22 protein-coding genes and 1 tRNA gene are annotated in these 19,853 nt (G+C 33.7%); 15 read left to right on the forward strand and 8 right to left on the reverse strand.

What is annotated here, in order from left to right; genetic code table 11:
- Positions 1-359: 359 nt before the first annotated feature.
- Together asnS and rpoN are read left to right on the forward strand one after the other, a co-directional pair.
- Positions 360-1,805: an asparagine--tRNA ligase gene (gene asnS, locus B0A75_RS11045; RefSeq protein WP_089054332.1), complete on the forward strand. Its 1,446-nt coding sequence runs from the start codon at positions 360-362 to the stop codon at positions 1,803-1,805.
- A 136-nt stretch (positions 1,806-1,941) separates the two neighbouring features.
- Positions 1,942-3,402, forward strand: a complete 1,461-nt coding sequence (gene rpoN, locus B0A75_RS11050) for an RNA polymerase factor sigma-54 (protein WP_089054333.1) — start codon at positions 1,942-1,944, stop codon at positions 3,400-3,402.
- Positions 3,403-3,602: 200 nt separating this feature from the next.
- Here the strand turns inward: rpoN and B0A75_RS11055 are convergent, their stop codons facing one another.
- Positions 3,603-4,040, reverse strand: a complete 438-nt coding sequence (locus B0A75_RS11055) for a hypothetical protein (protein ID WP_089054334.1) — start codon at positions 4,038-4,040, stop codon at positions 3,603-3,605.
- 28 nt (positions 4,041-4,068) lie between these two features.
- The gene (locus B0A75_RS11060; RefSeq protein WP_089054374.1) at positions 4,069-4,659 is read right to left on the reverse strand and encodes a thymidine kinase; all 591 of its coding nucleotides are present in this window, start codon (positions 4,657-4,659) and stop codon (positions 4,069-4,071) included.
- Positions 4,660-4,895: 236 nt separating this feature from the next.
- On the opposite strand from B0A75_RS11060, the gene B0A75_RS11065 reads away from it, so the two are divergent.
- The 7 genes from B0A75_RS11065 to B0A75_RS11095 all read left to right on the forward strand — a co-directional run bounded on the left by B0A75_RS11065 (position 4,896) and on the right by B0A75_RS11095 (position 12,380).
- The gene (locus B0A75_RS11065) at positions 4,896-5,930 is read left to right on the forward strand and encodes a hypothetical protein (protein WP_089054335.1); all 1,035 of its coding nucleotides are present in this window, start codon (positions 4,896-4,898) and stop codon (positions 5,928-5,930) included.
- Positions 5,931-6,060: 130 nt separating this feature from the next.
- Positions 6,061-6,780 (forward strand): 16S rRNA (cytidine(1402)-2'-O)-methyltransferase, encoded by a 720-nt coding sequence (rsmI, locus tag B0A75_RS11070; protein ID WP_089054336.1) that lies wholly within the window; start codon positions 6,061-6,063, stop codon positions 6,778-6,780.
- Positions 6,781-6,969: 189 nt separating this feature from the next.
- A complete protein-coding gene (locus B0A75_RS11075; RefSeq protein ID WP_089054337.1) occupies positions 6,970-7,314 on the forward strand; it encodes a HopJ type III effector protein in 345 nt (114 codons plus the stop codon).
- A 228-nt stretch (positions 7,315-7,542) separates the two neighbouring features.
- Entirely contained in the window at positions 7,543-9,243 is a 1,701-nt protein-coding gene (gene recJ / locus B0A75_RS11080; RefSeq protein WP_089054338.1) for a single-stranded-DNA-specific exonuclease RecJ, read from the forward strand.
- Positions 9,233-10,513 carry an MFS transporter gene (locus tag B0A75_RS11085; protein WP_089054339.1) on the forward strand — a complete coding sequence of 427 codons (1,281 nt, stop codon included), beginning with the start codon at positions 9,233-9,235 and terminating at the stop codon, positions 10,511-10,513. Before recJ ends, B0A75_RS11085 begins: the two co-directional genes overlap by 11 nt.
- 221 nt (positions 10,514-10,734) lie before the next feature.
- Positions 10,735-11,091: a hypothetical protein gene (locus B0A75_RS11090; protein WP_089054340.1), complete on the forward strand. Its 357-nt coding sequence runs from the start codon at positions 10,735-10,737 to the stop codon at positions 11,089-11,091.
- Between the two features lie 83 nt (positions 11,092-11,174).
- Positions 11,175-12,380 carry a cytochrome c3 family protein gene (locus tag B0A75_RS11095; RefSeq protein WP_089054341.1) on the forward strand — a complete coding sequence of 402 codons (1,206 nt, stop codon included), beginning with the start codon at positions 11,175-11,177 and terminating at the stop codon, positions 12,378-12,380.
- 7 nt (positions 12,381-12,387) lie between these two features.
- On the opposite strand, the gene B0A75_RS11100 is transcribed toward B0A75_RS11095, so the two are convergent.
- The 4 genes from B0A75_RS11100 to B0A75_RS11110 all read right to left on the reverse strand — a co-directional run bounded on the left by B0A75_RS11100 (position 12,388) and on the right by B0A75_RS11110 (position 14,744).
- Positions 12,388-13,131 carry a UDP-2,3-diacylglucosamine diphosphatase gene (locus B0A75_RS11100; RefSeq protein ID WP_089054342.1) on the reverse strand — a complete coding sequence of 248 codons (744 nt, stop codon included), beginning with the start codon at positions 13,129-13,131 and terminating at the stop codon, positions 12,388-12,390.
- Positions 13,132-13,227: 96 nt separating this feature from the next.
- A complete protein-coding gene (locus B0A75_RS11105) occupies positions 13,228-13,680 on the reverse strand; it encodes a 6-pyruvoyl trahydropterin synthase family protein (RefSeq protein ID WP_089054343.1) in 453 nt (150 codons plus the stop codon).
- 32 nt (positions 13,681-13,712) lie between these two features.
- A complete protein-coding gene (locus tag B0A75_RS20515) occupies positions 13,713-13,889 on the reverse strand; it encodes a hypothetical protein (RefSeq protein WP_165765117.1) in 177 nt (58 codons plus the stop codon).
- 90 nt (positions 13,890-13,979) lie between these two features.
- Positions 13,980-14,744: an enoyl-CoA hydratase/isomerase family protein gene (locus tag B0A75_RS11110; protein ID WP_089054344.1), complete on the reverse strand. Its 765-nt coding sequence runs from the start codon at positions 14,742-14,744 to the stop codon at positions 13,980-13,982.
- A gap of 106 nt (positions 14,745-14,850) precedes the next feature.
- On the opposite strand from B0A75_RS11110, the gene B0A75_RS11115 reads away from it, so the two are divergent.
- Positions 14,851-14,924: transfer RNA gene (locus tag B0A75_RS11115), tRNA-Ala, on the forward strand.
- Between the two features lie 85 nt (positions 14,925-15,009).
- Positions 15,010-15,804, forward strand: a complete 795-nt coding sequence (locus B0A75_RS11120; protein WP_089054345.1) for a hypothetical protein — start codon at positions 15,010-15,012, stop codon at positions 15,802-15,804.
- A gap of 72 nt (positions 15,805-15,876) precedes the next feature.
- Here B0A75_RS11120 and B0A75_RS20520 read toward each other — a convergent pair whose 3' ends face one another.
- Complete coding sequence (locus B0A75_RS20520; protein WP_165765118.1) at positions 15,877-16,053, reverse strand: hypothetical protein; 177 nt, start codon at positions 16,051-16,053, stop codon at positions 15,877-15,879.
- A gap of 202 nt (positions 16,054-16,255) precedes the next feature.
- Here B0A75_RS20520 and B0A75_RS11125 point away from each other — a divergent pair, with 202 nt between their 5' ends.
- From B0A75_RS11125 to B0A75_RS11140, 4 genes are all read left to right on the forward strand, one after another.
- Complete coding sequence (locus B0A75_RS11125) at positions 16,256-16,735, forward strand: hypothetical protein (RefSeq protein WP_089054375.1); 480 nt, start codon at positions 16,256-16,258, stop codon at positions 16,733-16,735.
- A 59-nt stretch (positions 16,736-16,794) separates the two neighbouring features.
- The gene (locus tag B0A75_RS11130; RefSeq protein ID WP_089054346.1) at positions 16,795-17,226 is read left to right on the forward strand and encodes a YybH family protein; all 432 of its coding nucleotides are present in this window, start codon (positions 16,795-16,797) and stop codon (positions 17,224-17,226) included.
- Between the two features lie 125 nt (positions 17,227-17,351).
- Positions 17,352-18,380, forward strand: a complete 1,029-nt coding sequence (locus B0A75_RS11135) for an oxidoreductase (protein WP_089054347.1) — start codon at positions 17,352-17,354, stop codon at positions 18,378-18,380.
- A 188-nt stretch (positions 18,381-18,568) separates the two neighbouring features.
- On the forward strand, positions 18,569-19,036 hold the full coding sequence (locus B0A75_RS11140) for an N-acetyltransferase (RefSeq protein ID WP_089054348.1): 468 nt from the start codon (positions 18,569-18,571) through the stop codon (positions 19,034-19,036).
- Positions 19,037-19,317: 281 nt separating this feature from the next.
- Here the strand turns inward: B0A75_RS11140 and B0A75_RS11145 are convergent, their stop codons facing one another.
- Entirely contained in the window at positions 19,318-19,809 is a 492-nt protein-coding gene (locus B0A75_RS11145; RefSeq protein ID WP_089054349.1) for a YybH family protein, read from the reverse strand.
- Positions 19,810-19,853: the final 44 nt, after the last annotated feature.

Here is a 19,853-nt window from a genome sequence, read left to right on the forward strand (position 1 = left end):
ACGACTTTTTAAAATAACTATTTACCACAATATTGTCATTTCGACGAAGGAGAAATCTCCGCAAGTAGCTCCGCACTGCAATTCCTAACTTTGTCGAGTTTCTTACGAAGATTTCTCCTTCGTCGAAATGACAAAAATGAGAGAAAAACTAAATTTATAAAACGGTTCTCCTGAAAACGAGTGCCCTAGCCCCGATAGGAGCGGTATCCTTTTTCTTGCTCCTTTAGCAAGAAAAAGATACAGCGGAGAGCGGGAAATAGCTTCAAAAATTAATTATTATCGTTTATATTTGCAATTCGATATAAAAAACACTGATTTTATTTTAGTCTAAAATCAGCAATCTAAAATCTAAAATAAAAATGAAACACACAAAGGTTAAAGACTTATTAAACAGTACGACGACGCTACAGGAAGTGAATGCAAAAGGATGGGTGAGAACTTTTAGAAATAATCAGTTCATCGCGCTTAATGACGGTTCTACAATTAATAATATTCAATGTGTTGTTGATTTTGAAAATACGCCGGAAGAGACTTTAAAAAGAATCACGACTGGAGCTGCGGTTTCTGTAATTGGAACTTTGGTTGAAAGTAAAGGCGCAGGTCAAAAATATGAAATTCAGGTTTCAAAAATTGAAATTCTTGGAGATTCTGATGCTGAGAAATTCCCAATGCAGCCTAAAAAACACTCTTTGGAGTTTTTACGCGAAAACGCTCACTTACGCGTACGTACGAATGCTTTTGGTGCGATTATGCGTGTGCGTTCGGTATTGTCATTCGCGGTTCACAAATATTTTCAGGAAAAAGGTTTTGTGTATGTAAACACGCCAATTATCACTGGGGCTGACGCTGAAGGTGCTGGTGAAATGTTTCAAGTAACATCTTTGCCTTTGGATAATCTTCCAAAAACAGAAGAAGGAAACATTGATTTCAAAAAAGATTTCTTCGGAAAACATACGAACTTAACGGTTTCTGGGCAATTAGAAGGTGAAACATTTGCAATGGCTTTGGGTCAGATTTATACTTTTGGACCAACGTTTAGAGCAGAAAACTCAAACACTTCTCGTCACTTGGCAGAATTCTGGATGATTGAGCCAGAAGTTGCTTTCAACAACCTTGATGACAACATGGATTTGGCTGAAGATTTTATTCAGTATGTAATTAAATATGCTTTAGACAATTGTGGAGATGATTTGAAATTCTTAGAAGGAAGACTTCTTGAAGAAGAAAAATCAAAACCACAAGCTGAAAGAAACGAAATGGCTTTATTAGAGAAATTGAACTTCGTTTTAGAAAACAACTTCAAACGTGTTTCTTATACAGAAGCAATTGACATTTTAAGAGATTCAACTCCAAATAAAAAGAAGAAATTCCAATATATCATCAACGAATGGGGCGCTGATTTACAATCAGAACACGAGCGTTATTTAGTAGAAAAACACTTTAAATGTCCGGTAATTTTATTTGATTACCCGGCAAATATCAAAGCATTTTATATGCGTTTGAACGACAACACAGAACCAGGAAGAGAAACAGTTCGTGCAATGGATATTCTTTTCCCTGGAATTGGAGAAATCGTGGGCGGTTCTGAAAGAGAAGAGCGTTACGATGTTTTAATTGAAAAAATGAAAGCTTTAGAAATCGATGAAGAAGAATTATACTGGTATTTAGATACAAGAAGATTTGGATCGGCAACTCACGCAGGTTTCGGTTTAGGATTTGAGCGTTTGGTATTGTTTGTAACTGGAATGACAAACATTAGAGACGTAATTCCTTTCCCAAGAACTCCTGGTAGCGCTGAATTTTAATCTGAGGTTCTAAGGTACTGAGATACTAAGGTTCTAAGTTTTTTAAACAGAAATAAAAATAAATCAAATGCGAGTTTAATTCGTCAACATAAGATGCTCAGTACCTTAGTACCTTAGCATCTTAGCACCTTTTTATATGCTAAAGCAATTTTTAAATTTAAAATTATCCCAAAAATTATCTCCACAGCAAATACAGCTGATGAAGTTAATTCAATTGCCTACGCAAGCTTTTGAACAGCGTTTATTAGAAGAAATGAACGAAAATCCAGCTCTTGAAGCTGGTAAAGAAGACGAATACGAAGCAGATGAATTCGCTAATGAAGACTACGACGATTATGATGATGCAGAATCGGACAGAATCGAAGCAGACGACATTAATATTGACGAATATTTAAGCGACGACGATACGCCTGATTATAAAACTCAAGTTAATAATTATAGTGACGACGAAGAGCGCGAAACACCTTTTGCGTCTCCAATTAGTTTTCATCAGGATTTAATCAATCAGCTGAATACTTTTATTTTGAACGATGAAGAACGCGAAATCGCCGAATTCCTTGTTGGAAGTATTGATGATATGGGTTACATCCGCAGAAGCGTTCCGGATATTGTAGACGACATGGCTTTTACTCAGGGAATTTATACTGATGAAGCGATGGTCGAAAAAATGCTGACTGTAATTCACGAACTTGAACCTTCGGGAGTTGGAGCGCGCGATTTGCAGGAATGTTTATTATTGCAATTAAAGCACAAAACACCGACAGAATACGTTGATTTGGCAATCGATATTATCGAAAATCAGTTTGATGCTTTTACGAAGAAACATTACGACAAACTTTTACAGAAATACAGCGTTTCGAACGAACAGCTTAAAAAAGCAATTCACGAAATTGAAAGACTAAACCCAAAACCGGGCGGATCTTTTACAGGAAATAATAAAGTAACCGAAAATGTAGTTCCCGATTTCGCGATCAGAATTGTTGACGGCGAATTAGAATTGACTTTAAACGGAAGAAATGCTCCTTCCCTGCACGTTTCTAAAGATTATCAGGAAATGATGCAGACGTATAAAGATTCTCGTGATAAATCATCTGCGCAGAAAGATGCGGTTCAGTTTATCAAACAAAAACTGGATTCGGCTAAATGGTTTATCGACGCAATCAGACAACGTCAGGAAACGCTTTTTGTAACCATGAATGCAATTATGCATTATCAGGAAGAATATTTCTTAGACGGCGACGAAACCAAACTAAAACCAATGATCTTAAAAGACATTGCTGATATGGTTGGTTTAGATATTTCGACAATTTCACGTGTTGCCAACAGTAAATATGTTGAAACACCTTACGGAACAAAACTGATTAAAGAATTCTTTTCTGAAGCCATGAAAAATGACCAAGGAGAAGATGTTTCAACTTTAGAGATCAAAAAGATTCTTAAGAATACTATTGAAGAAGAAGACAAAAAGAAACCACTTCCAGACGATCAATTGGCTGAAATTTTAAAAGAAAAAGGATATCCAATCGCAAGAAGAACAATTGCAAAATACCGCGAACAATTAGATATTCCTGTAGCAAGAATGAGAAAGAAAATTTAATTCTTTTATTTAAATAAGTTCATTTAAAACAACAAACCCGACATTTTTTAAAACTGTCGGGTTTTGTTTTATAATTTTTTTTTTAATCTGTAAGATTAATTTTGTCAGGCTGAGCGAAGTCGAAGCCCTTTTGTGTTAGCCGAGCCTTCGACTTCGCTCAGGGTGACAAACATTTTAACAATGTCTCAGAGAACATTAATTTATTTATATTGATCTGGTAATATTTTCACGTTAAATAAGAACGTCTTCTTTTTATCGCAATAACTGTAAATCAAAGTATAATCATTGTCTCTAAAAACTTGTAGTCCCGTATTTGCTTTTGCGGTACTTAAGAGACTTTTTTCCATTTCTACTTGTATCACATCAACTTCAGCAGTTACTTTTTCTACATTCAACAGTGTCAAATTATACTGAACAACTCTTTCTTCAGGTAAACTTACGCTGTCGAGACGAATCCCTTCTTGAATTTTCAGCGGGCAGTTTTTATTGTATTTTTCAACTAACGTTGTTATTTCTGTATTTACTTCATCTGCCTTTTCAGAAAGAAAAAATTGAAAATAAACAGCCAGAGCTATCGCAATTCCAATTATAACTAATAGTATGATATTCTGTTTTCTTTTACTTTCTTTTTCCTTCATGTTTATAAAGCTTAAATGAATTTAAAATCTATTTTTCTTGACTCTTTTTCATAGCATTAAAATAAGCTGCACGACTTAATGGCTCATATTCTTCCGTTTCTCCAAGCATTACAAGTTTGTCATTATCTGTTTTACGAAAACTATAATTAGCAAGATTTCCTGTTCTCGTACAAACTGCATGAACTTTAGTAACATATTCTGCAGTTGCCATAAGTCCCGGCATAGGACCAAAAGGATTTCCTTTAAAATCCATATCAAGTCCAGCAACAATTACACGAATTCCCTGATTGGCAAGATCATTACAAACCGTAATAATTTCATCATCAAAAAACTGGGCTTCGTCAATACCAATAACATCGCAGCCTTGTGCTAAAATTAAGATATTGGCCGCAGCAGGCACCGGCGTTGAACGTATTTCGTTGGCATCGTGAGACACCACCATTTCGTCATGATAGCGAGTATCGATTGCGGGTTTAAAAATTTCGACTCTTTGTTTGGCAAATTGGGCGCGTTTTAATCTGCGGATTAACTCCTCGGTCTTACCCGAAAACATTGATCCACAAATAACTTCAATCCAACCAAATTGTTCTTTGTGATTTACTGTATTTTCGAGAAACATTTTGTATTTTTCTACCTTTAAAAATGAATAGTTTTTATTACTTTGTACTGGTAATAAATTGACGCAAAAAACTGCTGTTTTTCGGTTTTTCAAAAGTAGAAAATTTTTATCAAAACGGAGATTCGCAATCGCTTATTAACAGAAATAAAAAATTATCTCGTTGATTTTCTCCCAGAATAAAGACATTCAGATACAAAACATAATAAAATACCCTATTCACTATAATTTCAACAGTTATGAAAAAAAAATTGGAAGCCGACTTAATCAGCATTGCACATCGAATTTTAAAACTTAAAAACAAATCCGATATCAATCAATTGTATCTTGAAACTCAGAAATTATATGAGAAACTAGCCGTATTAAAATTTGTTGATGAAAATTTCGACAGTCTAAAACCTACTATAAACCACAGCGAAATTACTTCTGAAATCGAAACTATTTTTAAAAAAGAAGAAATTGTTCCTGCAGAAGTTAAAATCGAAGAACCAATTGCAGTTGAAGAAACGGTAACTGAAACCATAATTGCAGAAGAAACAAAAACTGAAGAAGTTATAGAAGAAACTGTACCTGAAATTATTGCAGAAATCTCTGAAGAAGTCATTTTAGAAACTGAAATTGAGACTATTCCTGAAACTGTTGCAGAAATAAATGAAGAACCTGAAGCCGAAGAAATTGAAGAGCCAATTTTTGAAGCCAAAAAAGATATCGCAGCTGCTGACGAACTTTCGTTTACTACTATCAGCGATTTAAAACCAATTCCTGATTTCATTCCGGCTTTCGAATTAGAAACGGAAGAAATAGTTGCAGAAATCAAAGAAGAGCCAAAAATAGAAACTGAGACAAAGTCTCAAGCAGTTCATATGACTTTAGAAGAGCTTTTAGGCGTAAATTATGCTGATGCTCAATTTGTAAAAGTTGATAGTTTTGAGAATGTTTCAGCAAATACAACAAACACGGAATCTAAAGAGAAAAAAGCTGTCGAAACAGCCGTTTTAGAAACTCCAGCAGAACCTAAAACTGTTACATTAAACGAAAAACTTGCAAAAGGTTTCCACGTTGATTTGAATGACCGAATTGCATTCACGAAAAACCTTTTTGGAAACAGTTCTGAAGATTACAGTCGTGTTTTAAATCAGCTTTTAACCTTTGATTCTTATGCAGAAGCTAAAGAATTTATTGACGACATGGTAAAACCTGATTATAACAATTGGGACGGAAAAGATGATTACGCAGAACGTTTCCTTGGAATTATTGAGAAGAAATTCGCATAAAAACGAATTTGCTTCGCCTGTTCGTTATCACTCGAGTCACAGATTTACACTAATTTATATTCGTGAAATTTCAACACTTTAATTATTCGTGTTAATTCGTGTAATCTGTGTTTAACTATTAAAAACAACTATGTCAAAATTATATATCGTTCCAACGCCAATTGGTAATCTTGAAGACATGACTTTCAGAGCTATTAGAGTTTTGAAAGAAGTCGATTTGATTTTGGCCGAAGACACTAGAACGAGCGGGAAATTGTTGAAGCATTTTGAAATTGGCACACACATGCACAGCCATCATATGCACAACGAACACAAAACCACCGAAAATTTAATTGCCCGTTTAAAAGCCGGCGAAAACATCGCTTTAATTTCTGACGCAGGAACGCCGGCAATTTCAGATCCAGGATTCTTACTGACGCGCGCTTGTGTCGAAAATAAAATTGAAGTTGAATGTCTTCCAGGTGCTACAGCTTTTGTTCCAGCATTAGTTAACAGTGGTTTACCAAATGACAAATTCGTTTTTGAAGGTTTTCTTCCTGATAAAAAAGGACGTCAAACTCGTTTTTTGGCTTTAGCCGAAGAAACCAGAACAATGATTTTATACGTTTCTCCGCATAAACTCGTTAAAACATTAGCAGAATTTATTCAGTATTTTGGAGAAGACCGCCAAGTTTGTGTTTCAAGAGAATTATCAAAATTACACGAAGAAAATGTACGCGGAACCGCAAAAGAAGTTTTAACACATTTTGAAAAAACTGCACCACGCGGCGAAATCGTAGTTGTGGTTGCTGGAAAAACTGTAACAAAAGAACCTAAGAAAAGTAAGTTTTCTAAGGATGATGAAGAATAAATAATTATTTCAGCCACAGATTAAAAATGATTAACACTGATTAATTAAAAATTTCGCCACGAATTTCACGAATTTACACGAATTGAATTTGTGTAAATTCGTGAAATTCGTGGCAAAAAAATAATCCTTTTAAATCTTTTTATCCCGATAGCTATCGGGAGTGGCAAAAAAAATCAACACATAACAATCATGAGCATTCAACCCTTTTTAGAAAAAGTAAAACAAACTCCAACACAAATAACATTTCCTGAAACTATTGCTGTAATCGAGGAAAACTACAATTTTACGCCAACAGCTTTTCAAAACGGAACACAGCATAATGCTGCCGGAGAAAACTCTGGTTCTTGTAAATTATTTTCTTTCGCAAAACTGCAAAACTTAAGCAAAGAAGAAACTTTAGCTTGTTTTGGCGCTTTTTATTTTGAAGAAGTTTTAGGAGATCCAAACGGAACAAATCACCAAAACATTAGAAATTTCATCAATTTAGGCTGGGACGGAATACAGTTTGAAGGAAATGCTTTAGAAGCGAAATAAAACAAAATATATTCTGCCACAGATTAAAAAGATTAACACAGATTAATATGAAGGTTGCCACGAATTACACCAATTAGCACGAATTAAATTAGTGGAAATTGACGCAATTCGTGGCAAAAAATCTTTTAAATCCTTTTAATCTGTGGCAAAAAAAAAATCGCAATCAGATTAAACGATTTCAAAAATCTACAGTCTAAAAACCAATACTCTAAAACCTAAAATCAACCCATGCGTTGGACCATAAAACCAAAACCTTCTCAAGATAAAATCAAACATTTAGCGCAAGCCTTAAATGTAGAAGATTTTGTTGCAACGCTTTTGATTCAGCGCGGCATTGAAACTTTTGAAGATGCTAAAAATTTCTTTCGTCCCTCTTTAGAACATCTTCATGATCCTTATCTGATGAAAGATATGGAGAAGGCAGTTGCGAGAATAGAATTGGCAATTGAAAATCAGGAAAACATTTTAGTTTTTGGTGATTATGATGTTGACGGAACAACGGCGGTTTCTTTGGTTTCATCGTATTTAAAATCACATTATCCAAATATTGCAACTTATATTCCAGATCGTTATGATGAAGGTTACGGAATTTCTTTTAAAGGAATTGATTATGCAGACGATAACGGATTTTCCTTAATTATTGCACTCGATTGCGGAATAAAATCCATAGATCATATCGCTTACGCGAAAGCAAAAAACATCGATTTTATTGTCTGCGATCACCATAGACCTGGTGAGTTTCTCCCAGACGCGGTTGCGATTCTTGATCCAAAAAGAGAAGACTGCACTTATCCGTATGATGAGTTATGCGGCTGTGGAGTTGGTTTTAAACTGATTCAGGCTTTAGGTCAAAACCGAAATGAAACGATTGAGGATCTAGTTCCGTATCTAGATTTGGTTGCTACGGCAATTGCTGCAGATATTGTTCCTATTACGGGAGAAAATCGTGTTTTAGCTTATTTCGGATTACAGGTTATCAATAGCGACCCACGCCCAGGAATTAAAGCTTTGGTACATCAGGTTAAAAAGAAAGTTTTAGATATTACTGATGTCGTTTTTATTATTTCACCAAGAATAAACGCGGCAGGAAGAATCAAACACGGAAATCATGCAGTAGAACTTTTAACTGAATTTAATTTTGAACAAGCGCAGCAATTCGCTTCTGAAATCGAACAATATAACTCTGATCGAAAAGATCTAGACAAACAAATTACTAAAGAAGCTTTTCAGCAAATTATACAAAATGAAGAGCAAGATCGGTTTTCGACTGTTGTTTTTCAGGAAGACTGGCACAAAGGCGTTATTGGAATTGTCGCTTCTAGATTGATCGAAACTTATTATCGGCCAACTTTGGTTTTTACTAAAAGCGGAGATAAATATGCGGCTTCTGCCCGATCTGTAAAAGGATTCGATGTTTACAATGCGTTAGATGCCTGCGCAGAACATTTGGAACAATTTGGAGGTCATATGTATGCAGCGGGAATGACTTTGAAAGCCGAAAATTATCAGATTTTTAAAGACGCTTTTGAAAAACAGGTTTCATCAACTATTTTACCTGAAATGCGAACTCCAGAAATTGAAATTGATGCCGAAATTAATTTCTCTGATATCACTCCAAAACTCATCCGTATTTTAAAACAATTTGAACCTTTTGGCCCGCAGAACATGACGCCAGTTTTCATGACTAAAGACATAAAAGACACTGGTTATGCCAAAACTTTAGGTTCTGAAGAAGAACATCTAAGGCTTTTTGTAAAACAATCTAATTCTGATGGAATTGCTGCAATTGGCTTTGGACTCGGAAAAAAATTAAGCATAGCACAAAATCAGAATCTGTTTCAACTGGCTTATTCTTTGGCTGAAAATGAATGGAACGGAACTATTTCAACACAGCTTATGCTGAAAGACATTAGAACAAATGACAACTAAATCAACAAAACCAGATCCGTATCAAGCGCTTCGCTATAGAGAGTTTAATATATTTTTACTACTGCGCTTTGCGATGGTTTTTGCTTGGTCGATGCAGTTTATTGTGATTGAATGGGAGGTTTACAGTTTAACTAAAAATCCGCTTTCGTTAGGAATCATAGGTTTAATGGAAGTAATTCCAGCGGTTTCAATGGCATTGTTTGCAGGACATATTGTAGATCAAAGAGAAAAGAAAGGATTATTGGTAAAATGTATTCTAGGATTTTCAGTTATTAGTTTTGGATTATTTTTATTGACTTGGCCAAAAATTGTCAGCGGCTGGTCGACTGAGTCTATCTTATATGCCATTTACTTTTTAGTATTTCTTGGCGGATTAGTTCGTGCTTTTCTCGGCCCTACTATTTTCTCATTACTATCACTTATTATTCCTAAAAAAGCATATCCAAATGCCGCTACGTGGAGCAGTTCGGTTTGGCAGATTGGTGCGGTTATGGGGCCTGCACTTGCAGGATTTTCAATTAATTGGATTGGTGTTCACTGGTCAATGTGTCTCGTTTTCGGATTCTCAATTCTTTCCTTAATTGCCTTATCACAAATCAGTAAAAAACCAATCATAAATCCGAAGATTGGAGAATCAATAAAAGACAGTCTTACAGAAGGTTTGACTTTTGTATTTAAAAACCAGATTGTTTTAGGCGCTTTGTCACTTGATATGATTGCAGTACTTTTTGGAGGTGCAGTTGCATTATTACCCGTTTTTGCACAAGATATTTTAAAAGTAGGTTCTGAAGGTTTTGGTATATTAAGAGCTGCGCCTGCTGTGGGCGCTTTTATTACGATGATTGTTTCGGCGTATATCCCTTTATATAAAAACGCTGGAAAAAAACTTTTAGGTGCCATATTTGTTTTTGGATTGTCGATCATCTTATTTGGACTTTCTACGTCATTCTGGCTTTCTGTTTTTGCTTTATTCTTGAGCGGACTTGCTGACGGAATTTCGGTAGTAATTCGCCAGACCATTTTGCAGCTTAAAACTCCTGATCATATGCGCGGGCGTGTTGGTGCTGTAAATTCGATTTTTGTTGGCTCTTCAAATGAATTAGGTGCGTTTGAGAGCGGTGCAACTGCCAAATTAATGGGAGCTGTGACATCAGTTGTCTTTGGCGGAAGCATTACACTTTTAACCGTTTTAGGTTTTGGCTTTATATCTCCAACTTTTAGAGATTTAGATCTTCATAAAGATATGGAAGAGCATCATAATCAAGAGTAATTAGTTTTTAAACCATATAGTTCATTTAAAGAATGGATCTTAAATATAGAGACCTCCAATAAAATGGAGGTCTTTTTATTTTTGCATCAAGCAAAACAAAAAAGCCTTTACTATGAACTTTATATTACTTATATGATAAAACATTTTTCAAATTTTTATGATTTTTTTATTTAGAATTAATATAAATAATATTTATATTTGCTGGAATAAAAGGATTTACAATGAGAGAAATACAACAAATATATCACAACAGCTTCGGCATAGCCTTTTACTGGAAACAAAACAGCCAGACAATTCTCGACAAAGTACAGTTGGTTTTTAAAGAAACAGGCTTCTATTTTACAGTTTCAGAATTGAATATGTTTTGCGATTTAATTGAAGACAGCATTATCGAAAATGCTTGTTGCGAAGCTTGTGAGTTAAAATATTCTTGTCATAAATTTTTACTAAAAACTCCTTGTTCATCAATAGATTTAGCGGTTTCAATGACAGAACTAAAATCTATTAAAGACTTAGTTGAAGGTTCTTTGTTTAAAATCGAATTAGACGAATATGTTTATGGTCCAGGGCTAAACTAAGAAACATTCTAAATATTTTAACAACATTTTTTCATTATTGAAATATATTTTGATTTTATTCAAAAAAAAGTATATTTACGGCAATGAAAAAAATAAGCATTCTTATTGCCTTTACTATTCTAGCGCTCTTCTTTACAAACTGCAAAGACGCTTCTGAAGAGTATATTGATCCGCGAGGCACTGATTATGCAGGCTCTGAAAGCTGTATTCAATGTCATCAAACTCAATATGACATGGCAGCAAAAAGCGCTCACTTTAAAGCAACTGCTCCAGCAATTTCGGCAAATATTTTAGGTGATTTTGACAAAGCAAATCATACTTTTATCTATGACAAAAACACCAAAATTGTCATGGAAAAACGCAACGACAGCTTGTATCAGGTTTTATATAAAAATGGAAAAGAGGTTGAAGCACATCGTTTCGAGATTGTTTTTGGAATTAAACATGCACAAACTTCGGTATACTGGCGAGATCGCAATACATATGAATTACCAGTTTCTTACTATAATTCTATAAACAATTGGGCTACAAGCCCAGGTTTTCCGGCAGACAAACCGTATTTTGACCGTATGGTTGTAAAAGACTGTTATTCTTGCCACAGCTCAAATATCAGCAGCAGAAATGTTAATCAGAATTCTACAGATAAGAACTTTTTATCGATGGAGGTTGAAGATGTTATTGATAAAAAAACAATTGTTTACGGAATTGATTGCGAACGCTGTCACGGGCCAGCAAAAAAGCATGTTGATTTTCATCTAAAAAACCCTAACATCAAAGTCGCCAATAGTATTACAAGTTTTAAAACGCTTAACAGACAACAAAAGTTAGATGCCTGTGCGCTTTGCCACGCCGGAAATGACGGAATGAAAATGAAATCTCGTTTTGACTTTAAACCCGGCGATAATCTTTCAGATTTTTATAGAGAGACAAGAAGTGTAACTGATACAACGAAATTTGATGTTCATGGAAACCAATTTCGTTTAATGGCGCAAAGCAAGTGTTTTATAAAAAGTGATAAAATGGATTGTATAACTTGCCATAATCCGCATGAAAATGCTTCTAAGAATATGGCATCGTATTCTAAAATCTGTATGAGTTGTCATCAAGGTTTAAAACACAATGCAACTACTTTAAAAACTATGCCTGAAAAATTATTAGCTGCTAATTGTGTGGAATGCCATATGCCGAAAAAAGCATCAGGTGCAATTAAATTTCAACTTTCTAACAGCAAGCAACTTTCAGAATATATTTTGAGAACGCACAAAATAGGAATCTATCCTGCTAAGTAAATGGTAATTATTTTTCGAATTTTTTAAGTTCAAAAGTCTCTCCGTCGAAAACTCCGTAGGTAAAATAACCAATCCAATCGCCTAGATTTACATAATTTGAATCTTCACCAACAGGAATAATCATTGGTAAATGGCGATGTCCAAAAATAAAGTAATTATAATGTTTGGTTTCAAGTTTGCGTTTGGCGTACAACACGAGCCATTCGTTTTCTTCACCAAGAAACTTTACATCTTCGTCACCAGAAATCAGTTTATTTTTAACAGATAAATACTGCGCCAAACTTACGCCTACATCTGGATGAAGCCATCTAAAAAGCCATTTTGAAAACGGATTTGTAAACACCTTTTTCATTCTTTTATAACCTTTATCGCCGGGGCCTTTTCCGTCTCCGTGACCAATTAAAAAGGTTTTTCCGTTAAAAGTAAATTCTTTGTTATCATGGTAAACCGGAATATTCAATTCGGTTTCAAAATAATCATTCATCCAAAGATCATGATTTCCAACAAAAAAGTAGATTGGAATACCGCTGTCGCGAATTTCGGCCAATTTACCTAAAATTCGAACAAAACCTTTTGGCACAACTGTTTTATATTCAAACCAAAAATCAAATAAATCACCCAGTAAAAAAATTGCTTCGGCATCTTCTTTAACCTCATCTAACCAAGCCACAAATTTCTTTTCGCGCGGCAGACTCAATTCAGGAGTCGGCGCACCAAAATGCTGATCTGAAGCAAAATATACTTTTTTCATTTAGATTTTTAGATTACTGGACTTCTTAGAATTTTAGACTTTTGTCTCTCTGAGCGAAGTCGAAGAGTTTGGAATTTGGAATTTCTTTTTTGAATATTAAATGTTATCACTTGCGTACCACTCTGCAAACGAAGATTCTGTTTCTTGAAGTTTAAGAGAGAACAGCGAAATTCCTTTTGGCAGTCTTGCTATGATTCTATCCGCAAAATCAACTACCATATTCTCACTTGTTGGCTGATAATCGACCAATATTACGTGATGTCCGCGGTTTTTTAATTCATTTGCTAATTCGATATGCGGCGTTGTTTGATTGAATACAGTCGCATGGTCAAATTGATCGACGATTTCTTCTTTTACAATTTTCTTTAAATCAGAAAAGTCAATTACCATTCCGAATTTCACATTCGATCGATCTGTAATTGGCGAACCAATAACAGTTACCGATAATTTATAACTGTGTCCGTGAACGTTCTTGCATTTTCCGTCGTAACCGTACAATGCATGTCCGGTTTCGAAACTAAATTGTTTTGTAATTCTAATATTACTCATCGATTTTTAATTTAAGCTTGCAAATTTACAAATTAATAACCGTTTTCGTCTCTTTTTTTAGCACGGTTATACATCCAATAGGCAATTCCTACTAAAACGACAAAAGGAATAAACGATCCTATAATAACACCTATTTGATATCCGCTGTCTGGAGCGTTTTTAATTTTCTCTGCAACATCGACCTTTTGGAATAAAGAAATAATAGTCATATTCAATAATTTATATAGTGAAAAATTGGTTTTAAATCCTTTTTCAAAACTATGTTACTGTTTGTATAAAATCAATGACTTATGTCATGCCTATTTTTTAAACTGCATCAAAGCATTTCTGCTAAAATCAGACAAAACCAATTTACCTGTAATAGCGGCACGTTCAAAAAGCAGCGATTCCCAGTTTTCTGTGTTTTCCCAAATGATCTTTTTCATTTCGTGCAATGCTTCTGGATTGTATGAACTTAATTTTTGAGCAAAATTTTCAACTTCTTTATCTAGATTTTCTGAATCAACTAAAACAGAATATAGCCCTTTTTGAAAGGCCCAATCTGCCGATTTCCATTCGTGTGCGGCCAATGTCATTGCTGTCATTGCTGTTTTTCCAATTTTACGAGATACAGCTGGTTCAATTACAAACGGACCAATACCAATTGCAAGTTCAGATAATTTAATATCGCTTTGAGGAGTTGCAAAAACATAGTCGCAAGCCGCAATTATTCCTACTCCTCCGCCAACTGCTTTTCCTTGAACTCGTCCAATTATGAGCTTGCTGCAACTGCGCATAGCATTTAACAAATGTGCAAAACCAGAAAAAAACTCTGTTCCCTGTTCTTCATTTTCTACCTGCAGAAGTTCATCAAACGAAGCGCCGGAACAAAAAGCTTTTTCGCCTTCACTTTTCAAAACAATAAGTGAAACAGCGTCGTTTCGGCTCAATGAATTAATTTCTAATGTAAGTTTATTTAATAATTCTCGCGGGAAAGAATTACTTGCAGGATGCCCAAACTGCACGGTTGCAATTGTATCTTGAAAAGAAGTCGACAGCGATCCTTTTGTTGTTTCTAAACTCATAAAAATAATTTTAAATGTAAAGTTACGGTTTTGACAACTATTTTTACTTAGATAGGATTCTAAATTTGTTTATTGAAAATTAATTGACTTTATTTGCTATGACTTTGGGGGATTAGCTCATTTGGCTAGAGCGCTACGCTGGCAGCGTAGAGGCGATCGGTTCGAATCCGATATTCTCCACAAAAACTGTATTGCTTAATTGAAATACAGTTTTTTTTTATGATTTATTTTAAACACAATCAACTTTAAACCAACACAAAACCCCATGAAAAAAAGCATTCTGATCGCATTACTTACTCTAGCTGGCGCAAGCTCTTTTGCACAAGAGTTCAAAGTTAAAAAAGGTGAAGTTTTACTAGATGGTAAACCTATTGCTAAAATGTCAGCTAAAGTACTTCGTCAATATGAAATTTCAAATCTAGACGGAACAAATACAATTACAGCATACATGAGAGTCTGTGAAAATCCTGCACCTGGAAAAGCTTATATTGAAATTGCTAATGAAGAAAAGAAAGCAAACGATCTTGATTTTGCAAAATATTCACCTTTCAACGTTGACCGAAGCATTATTCAAACCTTGTTTGCAAAAGGTATGATTACAGAAAACGGAATTCAATTAGAACAAGTAAACACATTTGTAAATGGCGAACCAACTGGTTTAGGCGAAAAATACGGATGTAAACAACAAAGTGCAGAAAAAGCAATAACAGACGCATTGGCCTTAACAATTGATGATAGCGGAAATGTTTTTAGTAAAAAAGAAAAAATAGGTTACATCAGAATGATTACAAACAATGGAACTACCAGCGGTGCAGTTGAAAAATACGAAGTAACGAATTTAGATAACAAAGTAATCGGAACTTGGTATGGTAAATTTGGAATGGTTCAAGGCTATGGTAAAGCTTTAAATCAAGAAATTTATACTTACGATGGTAAAGTTTTTAAAGTAGAATTTAATAACGGAGGAAATTTTATTGGTTATAAAATGAGCCAAGATGTTACTGCTATGAACATTATAAAAAAATTAACTGGTAATGGATATTCTTTAGGTCACAAATAAACCTAACAGTACAATACTAAAAAAGAGTTCTTGAATTAAATAATCAAGAACTCTTTTGTTTTTACCCGCTTCTTATTTCTCATTTGCCGAATCATCGGCATCTATTCTATTTTTTACAGCTTTTTTGAAATCATTATTCAATAAATCTGTTAGTTTCTTTTTCTCTTTTTGATTTTTTCTGATTGTAAGTACAACTAGAATAACTACTAGTACTGCAACAACCGCCATTACAACCCAATTAATTTCCATAGCTTTAATTTTTAATTAAAAGTAAGAAACTATAACTAAATACTGTATTATCAAAAAGTTAAGTATTATATTCTACAAAAACTTATTTTGACAGAATTATACCTTTTGAAAGACATCTCACTAAATGATATGATTACTTTTGTATATCAAGAATCTTAAAAAAGTGAATGTTTATAAAATTTCAAAACACAAATCTTTTAAAATGAATCAAAATTTAAAGTCTAAAATGCTTTTATTCTTAAAAAAACTCATTACAATTGCGTTCTTACTTTTCGTTTTCACTTTCGTAGAAATATATTGGTCAATGCAAAGTCTTTCTGAACGAATATCCAACGGAAATCCAGACAGTCATTTTTTTGATGATGCTTATTTAATATCTGTATTTACAACCGTTTTTCTGATAATTATTTTTATGTTCCTTGCATTCATAAAAAAAATACACCTAAAAATAACAGCCCAATTACTGATTATAATTTCAACATGGTTTTTCTGGAATTACAGCATTTTTGTTGATCGTGAATCTTCATGGAGTACTTATCTTTTTAAAGAAGAATTAATGTATACTCTTACCTTGTCCTTTTTTCCTATTTTGGTTCTATCAATTGTTATGGTATTTATCTTAAATTATATCTCAAAAAATAGGAGCATAACAAATGAAAAAATAAAGACTATAAACATTTAAAACTTCTACCAACATTTTTTTTAGCTCGTTTTTACAATTTTACTTAAAAAACTATCAATATGCGTAACTTAAAATTTTTACTTCTCGGATTTTTGCTAATGTTTTCTTTTAAAGGCATTTGCCAAGATAAAATTTCACAACAGATACTAGAACGTTTAAAAGCACAGCAAACCTGCTGGAATAATGGTGATCTCGAAGCTTACCTTGACTTTTATGCTCCCGTAGATTCAGTTCGTATGATTTACAGCGGCGGCGTGGTATATGGAAAAAACAATATCACAGATTTTTTCAAAAAATATTGGCCAAAAGAAAGAATGGGAAAATTGACCATGACCGATTTTGTTATTGAACCTCTTTCAAAAAAAGATGCTTTTGTAAGCGCAAAATTTAGTGTCGAAGCTCCGAATGGCAAAAACAGTTCTGGACAATTTTCAGGAATAATGCGAAAAATAAACGGTGTTTGGTATTTGTATGTTGATCATTCGGGATAAATAAATCAACGTAAAAGAATATAACTTATTCCTAAAAATTAGAATTTGACTACGTTATAAGTTTCTATTTGAAATTAAAATAAAGTACTTTCGTACACATCGAAACTCAAAATCATATTTAAACAATGACAACAAGATTGTTCTTTTTATCAAGCGCTTTTTTAATTTTACTATCTGCCTGTAACAAAAAAGAAAACACTACAAGTACACTTCCTAAAGCAACAGAACAGACGGCAGCTGAAACCGATACTCCTCAAACTGAAGAAACTTCAAAAAAAGAAAGCATTTATCTATTTAACCTTATGCAAAAAGACAGCAGCGATGTTGCTTTTGTTTCTCTTTCGGATATTTATCCTATTGACAACGAAAAAGATACTCTGACTTTACCCAACCTTGAAAAAATGGCAGATGCCGATGCCCAATATTTCACCTTTGCCAAAAACTACAGAAAAAGATTTTTATCTAAAACCAATATTTCTGAAACCGATTCATTGTTTGTTTACGATTATGCCAAAAACAAACTTGTCTCTTTTTTAGTAAAAAATCTAAAAACTGCTGCGATGCTAAATGTATATTCTATTGGAGATGCCGGACCGTATCGTAATTATGATTATATGATTGGTTTCGAAATCAACAAAAAACATTTAAACGGATTCAGCGAGTATTACAGAGATGCTTTGGTATATATAGGTAAAGAAAATCCGTTTTCGAAAGAACGCTTGAAGCCAATTTCGTGGAAAAAAATGGCAAAAAAAGACTACCCGTCTAAAGCACTGAAAAATAACGACCGTGCTTTGCTGAAGAGTACAATAATGGGCAATACTTATTTTTACAAAACTGACAGCTATGAGTATTTTTTACAAGAATATCTAGACAGCAATAAAATAATTTATGGCAGACGTTTGTTAGTCGTTGATTCAAAAACCAAAGAAGTTATAATCGAAAAACTTTTCAGCCAAAGCGAAGGCACATCACCTGCTCCGCTAAATTATGAAAATGGAGAAGATTCTATTGAGCAATGGACTGGTAAACTTTTTAAAAACAAACCTGAAGTTGTTTTTGGTTTCGAGTATCTTTCTTTTGGCTGTCCAAGTATTTCTATAATCGACAAATCAAATGAAGAAATAAATATTCAATGCGATAATCGTCATTAAGATTTTTTCAAAAAATGTCCATCAAAAGAAAGATAGAAAAATTAATTTTCTTTGCTGATATGGATTATAATTTGTGTTATATCAAAGCTCAACACTAGAATGCAATGAGGAAAATCCTTTGACTTGTAAATATAAATCACATATTTGTAAAGCTAAGACCTAATTTAGGTCGTTCCAAAATAAAAATCATGTCAATAAATATAAGACCTTATAATGCTTCTGACAAAGAAGATATTTCAGATATATTCTTTTCTAATTGCCCAAAGTACTTCGACAAAAACGACCATGCTTCTCTTTTAGATTTTTTAGATAACTATGCTGATAAAAACTTTAAAGTATTAATCTCAGATGACAAAATTATTGGCTGCGGTGGCTATTACATAAAAGATTCTGATGAGTGTTTTGGAATATGCTGGGTCATGTTTAAACGTTATGTACTTGGTCATAGATTGTTTTTCAAAACAGCCGATATGTTTTTCAACCATTTAATGCAAAACATTGAAAGTGAAAATTTGAATTACGATATTGTAATTAATACAACACAAGTAATGGAGAAAAGTTTTAACAGATATGGTTTTAAAACCGAAAGTGTATCTAAAAATGGCTTTGGCGAAGGACTTGACCATTACAAAATGCGAAGAGGGATAGAACTCTAAAAATGTACTTTTCAAGACCTATTCAAGCAGCGCTTTGACCGCTGTCCATTTATGCGAGGTATTTAAACTTCTTAGCATTACATCTTTATGAGCAAAAAAAATTACTTCAACAAAAACACTCCGCTCCCACACGAATCCTTTCGTATGGTGATATGTTGGTAAGATTCTGGTTTACTTTATGAAAATTAATGTGCTGTAAATGAGTAGAAGTTATAAATAAATTGCGTACCACACGAAAAGATTCGTGCGGTACGCAATTTATTCTAAGACAATTCAATTCATTATTTTGATTTATTAAACATATAACGGGCAATCTTCCATTTTTCATTTTCTTTTACCAGCACAAATACCTCTCTGTTTTCCTCTGGAACAGTTTGTCCGTTGGCATGAATTAATGTTGTACCTTTTGAATTGGTTATTGCATAAGCATTTTTTCCGCTTACCTCTATTTCTTCAATAAAAAACTCAATATTCAATTGTATCGCTTTAAACACAAACTCATACGAATTTTTCAATTGCTGCTGGCCTTTTGCTGTTGGGGCATTTGCGGGCATAAATACACCGTCTTGTGTATATAATGACATAACGGTTGATACATTTGATGAGTTTAAGGCATCTCGATAAGAAAAAAGCAATTTTTCTATAGCTGTTTTGTCTGTTGTTGTATTCATTTCTACTTGTTTTAAATTGTTTGTTACTGATTTATTTTGTGCTTGATTTTTCCAACTTGCCATCATTAACAGCAAAAAAATTGGCAGCGCTATTTTTTTCATTTTATAATGTTTTAATTACATTACAAAGTTGAAACAAACAAAAG

The sequence above is a fragment of the Flavobacterium oncorhynchi genome (genome assembly GCF_002217355.1).
Classification (GTDB): domain Bacteria; phylum Bacteroidota; class Bacteroidia; order Flavobacteriales; family Flavobacteriaceae; genus Flavobacterium; species Flavobacterium oncorhynchi.

What these genes read in the sequence shown, in the direction of transcription:
- B0A75_RS20520 (WP_165765118.1), bottom strand. Translation starts at nt 16,053, where the DNA reads ATGGAAATTAATTGGGTTGTAATGGCGGTTGTTGCAGTACTAGTAGTT.
- B0A75_RS11095 (WP_089054341.1), top strand. Translation starts at nt 11,175, where the DNA reads ATGAAAAAAATAAGCATTCTTATTGCCTTTACTATTCTAGCGCTCTTC.
- B0A75_RS11105 (WP_089054343.1), bottom strand. Translation starts at nt 13,680, where the DNA reads ATGAGTAATATTAGAATTACAAAACAATTTAGTTTCGAAACCGGACAT.
- B0A75_RS11130 (WP_089054346.1), top strand. Translation starts at nt 16,795, where the DNA reads ATGCGTAACTTAAAATTTTTACTTCTCGGATTTTTGCTAATGTTTTCT.
- B0A75_RS11140 (WP_089054348.1), top strand. Translation starts at nt 18,569, where the DNA reads ATGTCAATAAATATAAGACCTTATAATGCTTCTGACAAAGAAGATATT.
- B0A75_RS20515 (WP_165765117.1), bottom strand. Translation starts at nt 13,889, where the DNA reads ATGACTATTATTTCTTTATTCCAAAAGGTCGATGTTGCAGAGAAAATT.
- B0A75_RS11075 (WP_089054337.1), top strand. Translation starts at nt 6,970, where the DNA reads ATGAGCATTCAACCCTTTTTAGAAAAAGTAAAACAAACTCCAACACAA.
- recJ (WP_089054338.1), top strand. Translation starts at nt 7,543, where the DNA reads ATGCGTTGGACCATAAAACCAAAACCTTCTCAAGATAAAATCAAACAT.
- B0A75_RS11060 (WP_089054374.1), bottom strand. Translation starts at nt 4,659, where the DNA reads ATGTTTCTCGAAAATACAGTAAATCACAAAGAACAATTTGGTTGGATT.
- B0A75_RS11100 (WP_089054342.1), bottom strand. Translation starts at nt 13,131, where the DNA reads ATGAAAAAAGTATATTTTGCTTCAGATCAGCATTTTGGTGCGCCGACT.
- B0A75_RS11145 (WP_089054349.1), bottom strand. Translation starts at nt 19,809, where the DNA reads ATGAAAAAAATAGCGCTGCCAATTTTTTTGCTGTTAATGATGGCAAGT.
- rsmI (WP_089054336.1), top strand. Translation starts at nt 6,061, where the DNA reads ATGTCAAAATTATATATCGTTCCAACGCCAATTGGTAATCTTGAAGAC.
- rpoN (WP_089054333.1), top strand. Translation starts at nt 1,942, where the DNA reads ATGCTAAAGCAATTTTTAAATTTAAAATTATCCCAAAAATTATCTCCA.
- B0A75_RS11055 (WP_089054334.1), bottom strand. Translation starts at nt 4,040, where the DNA reads ATGAAGGAAAAAGAAAGTAAAAGAAAACAGAATATCATACTATTAGTT.
- B0A75_RS11110 (WP_089054344.1), bottom strand. Translation starts at nt 14,744, where the DNA reads ATGAGTTTAGAAACAACAAAAGGATCGCTGTCGACTTCTTTTCAAGAT.
- B0A75_RS11135 (WP_089054347.1), top strand. Translation starts at nt 17,352, where the DNA reads ATGACAACAAGATTGTTCTTTTTATCAAGCGCTTTTTTAATTTTACTA.
- B0A75_RS11065 (WP_089054335.1), top strand. Translation starts at nt 4,896, where the DNA reads ATGAAAAAAAAATTGGAAGCCGACTTAATCAGCATTGCACATCGAATT.
- B0A75_RS11125 (WP_089054375.1), top strand. Translation starts at nt 16,256, where the DNA reads ATGAATCAAAATTTAAAGTCTAAAATGCTTTTATTCTTAAAAAAACTC.
- B0A75_RS11120 (WP_089054345.1), top strand. Translation starts at nt 15,010, where the DNA reads ATGAAAAAAAGCATTCTGATCGCATTACTTACTCTAGCTGGCGCAAGC.
- B0A75_RS11085 (WP_089054339.1), top strand. Translation starts at nt 9,233, where the DNA reads ATGACAACTAAATCAACAAAACCAGATCCGTATCAAGCGCTTCGCTAT.
- B0A75_RS11090 (WP_089054340.1), top strand. Translation starts at nt 10,735, where the DNA reads ATGAGAGAAATACAACAAATATATCACAACAGCTTCGGCATAGCCTTT.
- asnS (WP_089054332.1), top strand. Translation starts at nt 360, where the DNA reads ATGAAACACACAAAGGTTAAAGACTTATTAAACAGTACGACGACGCTA.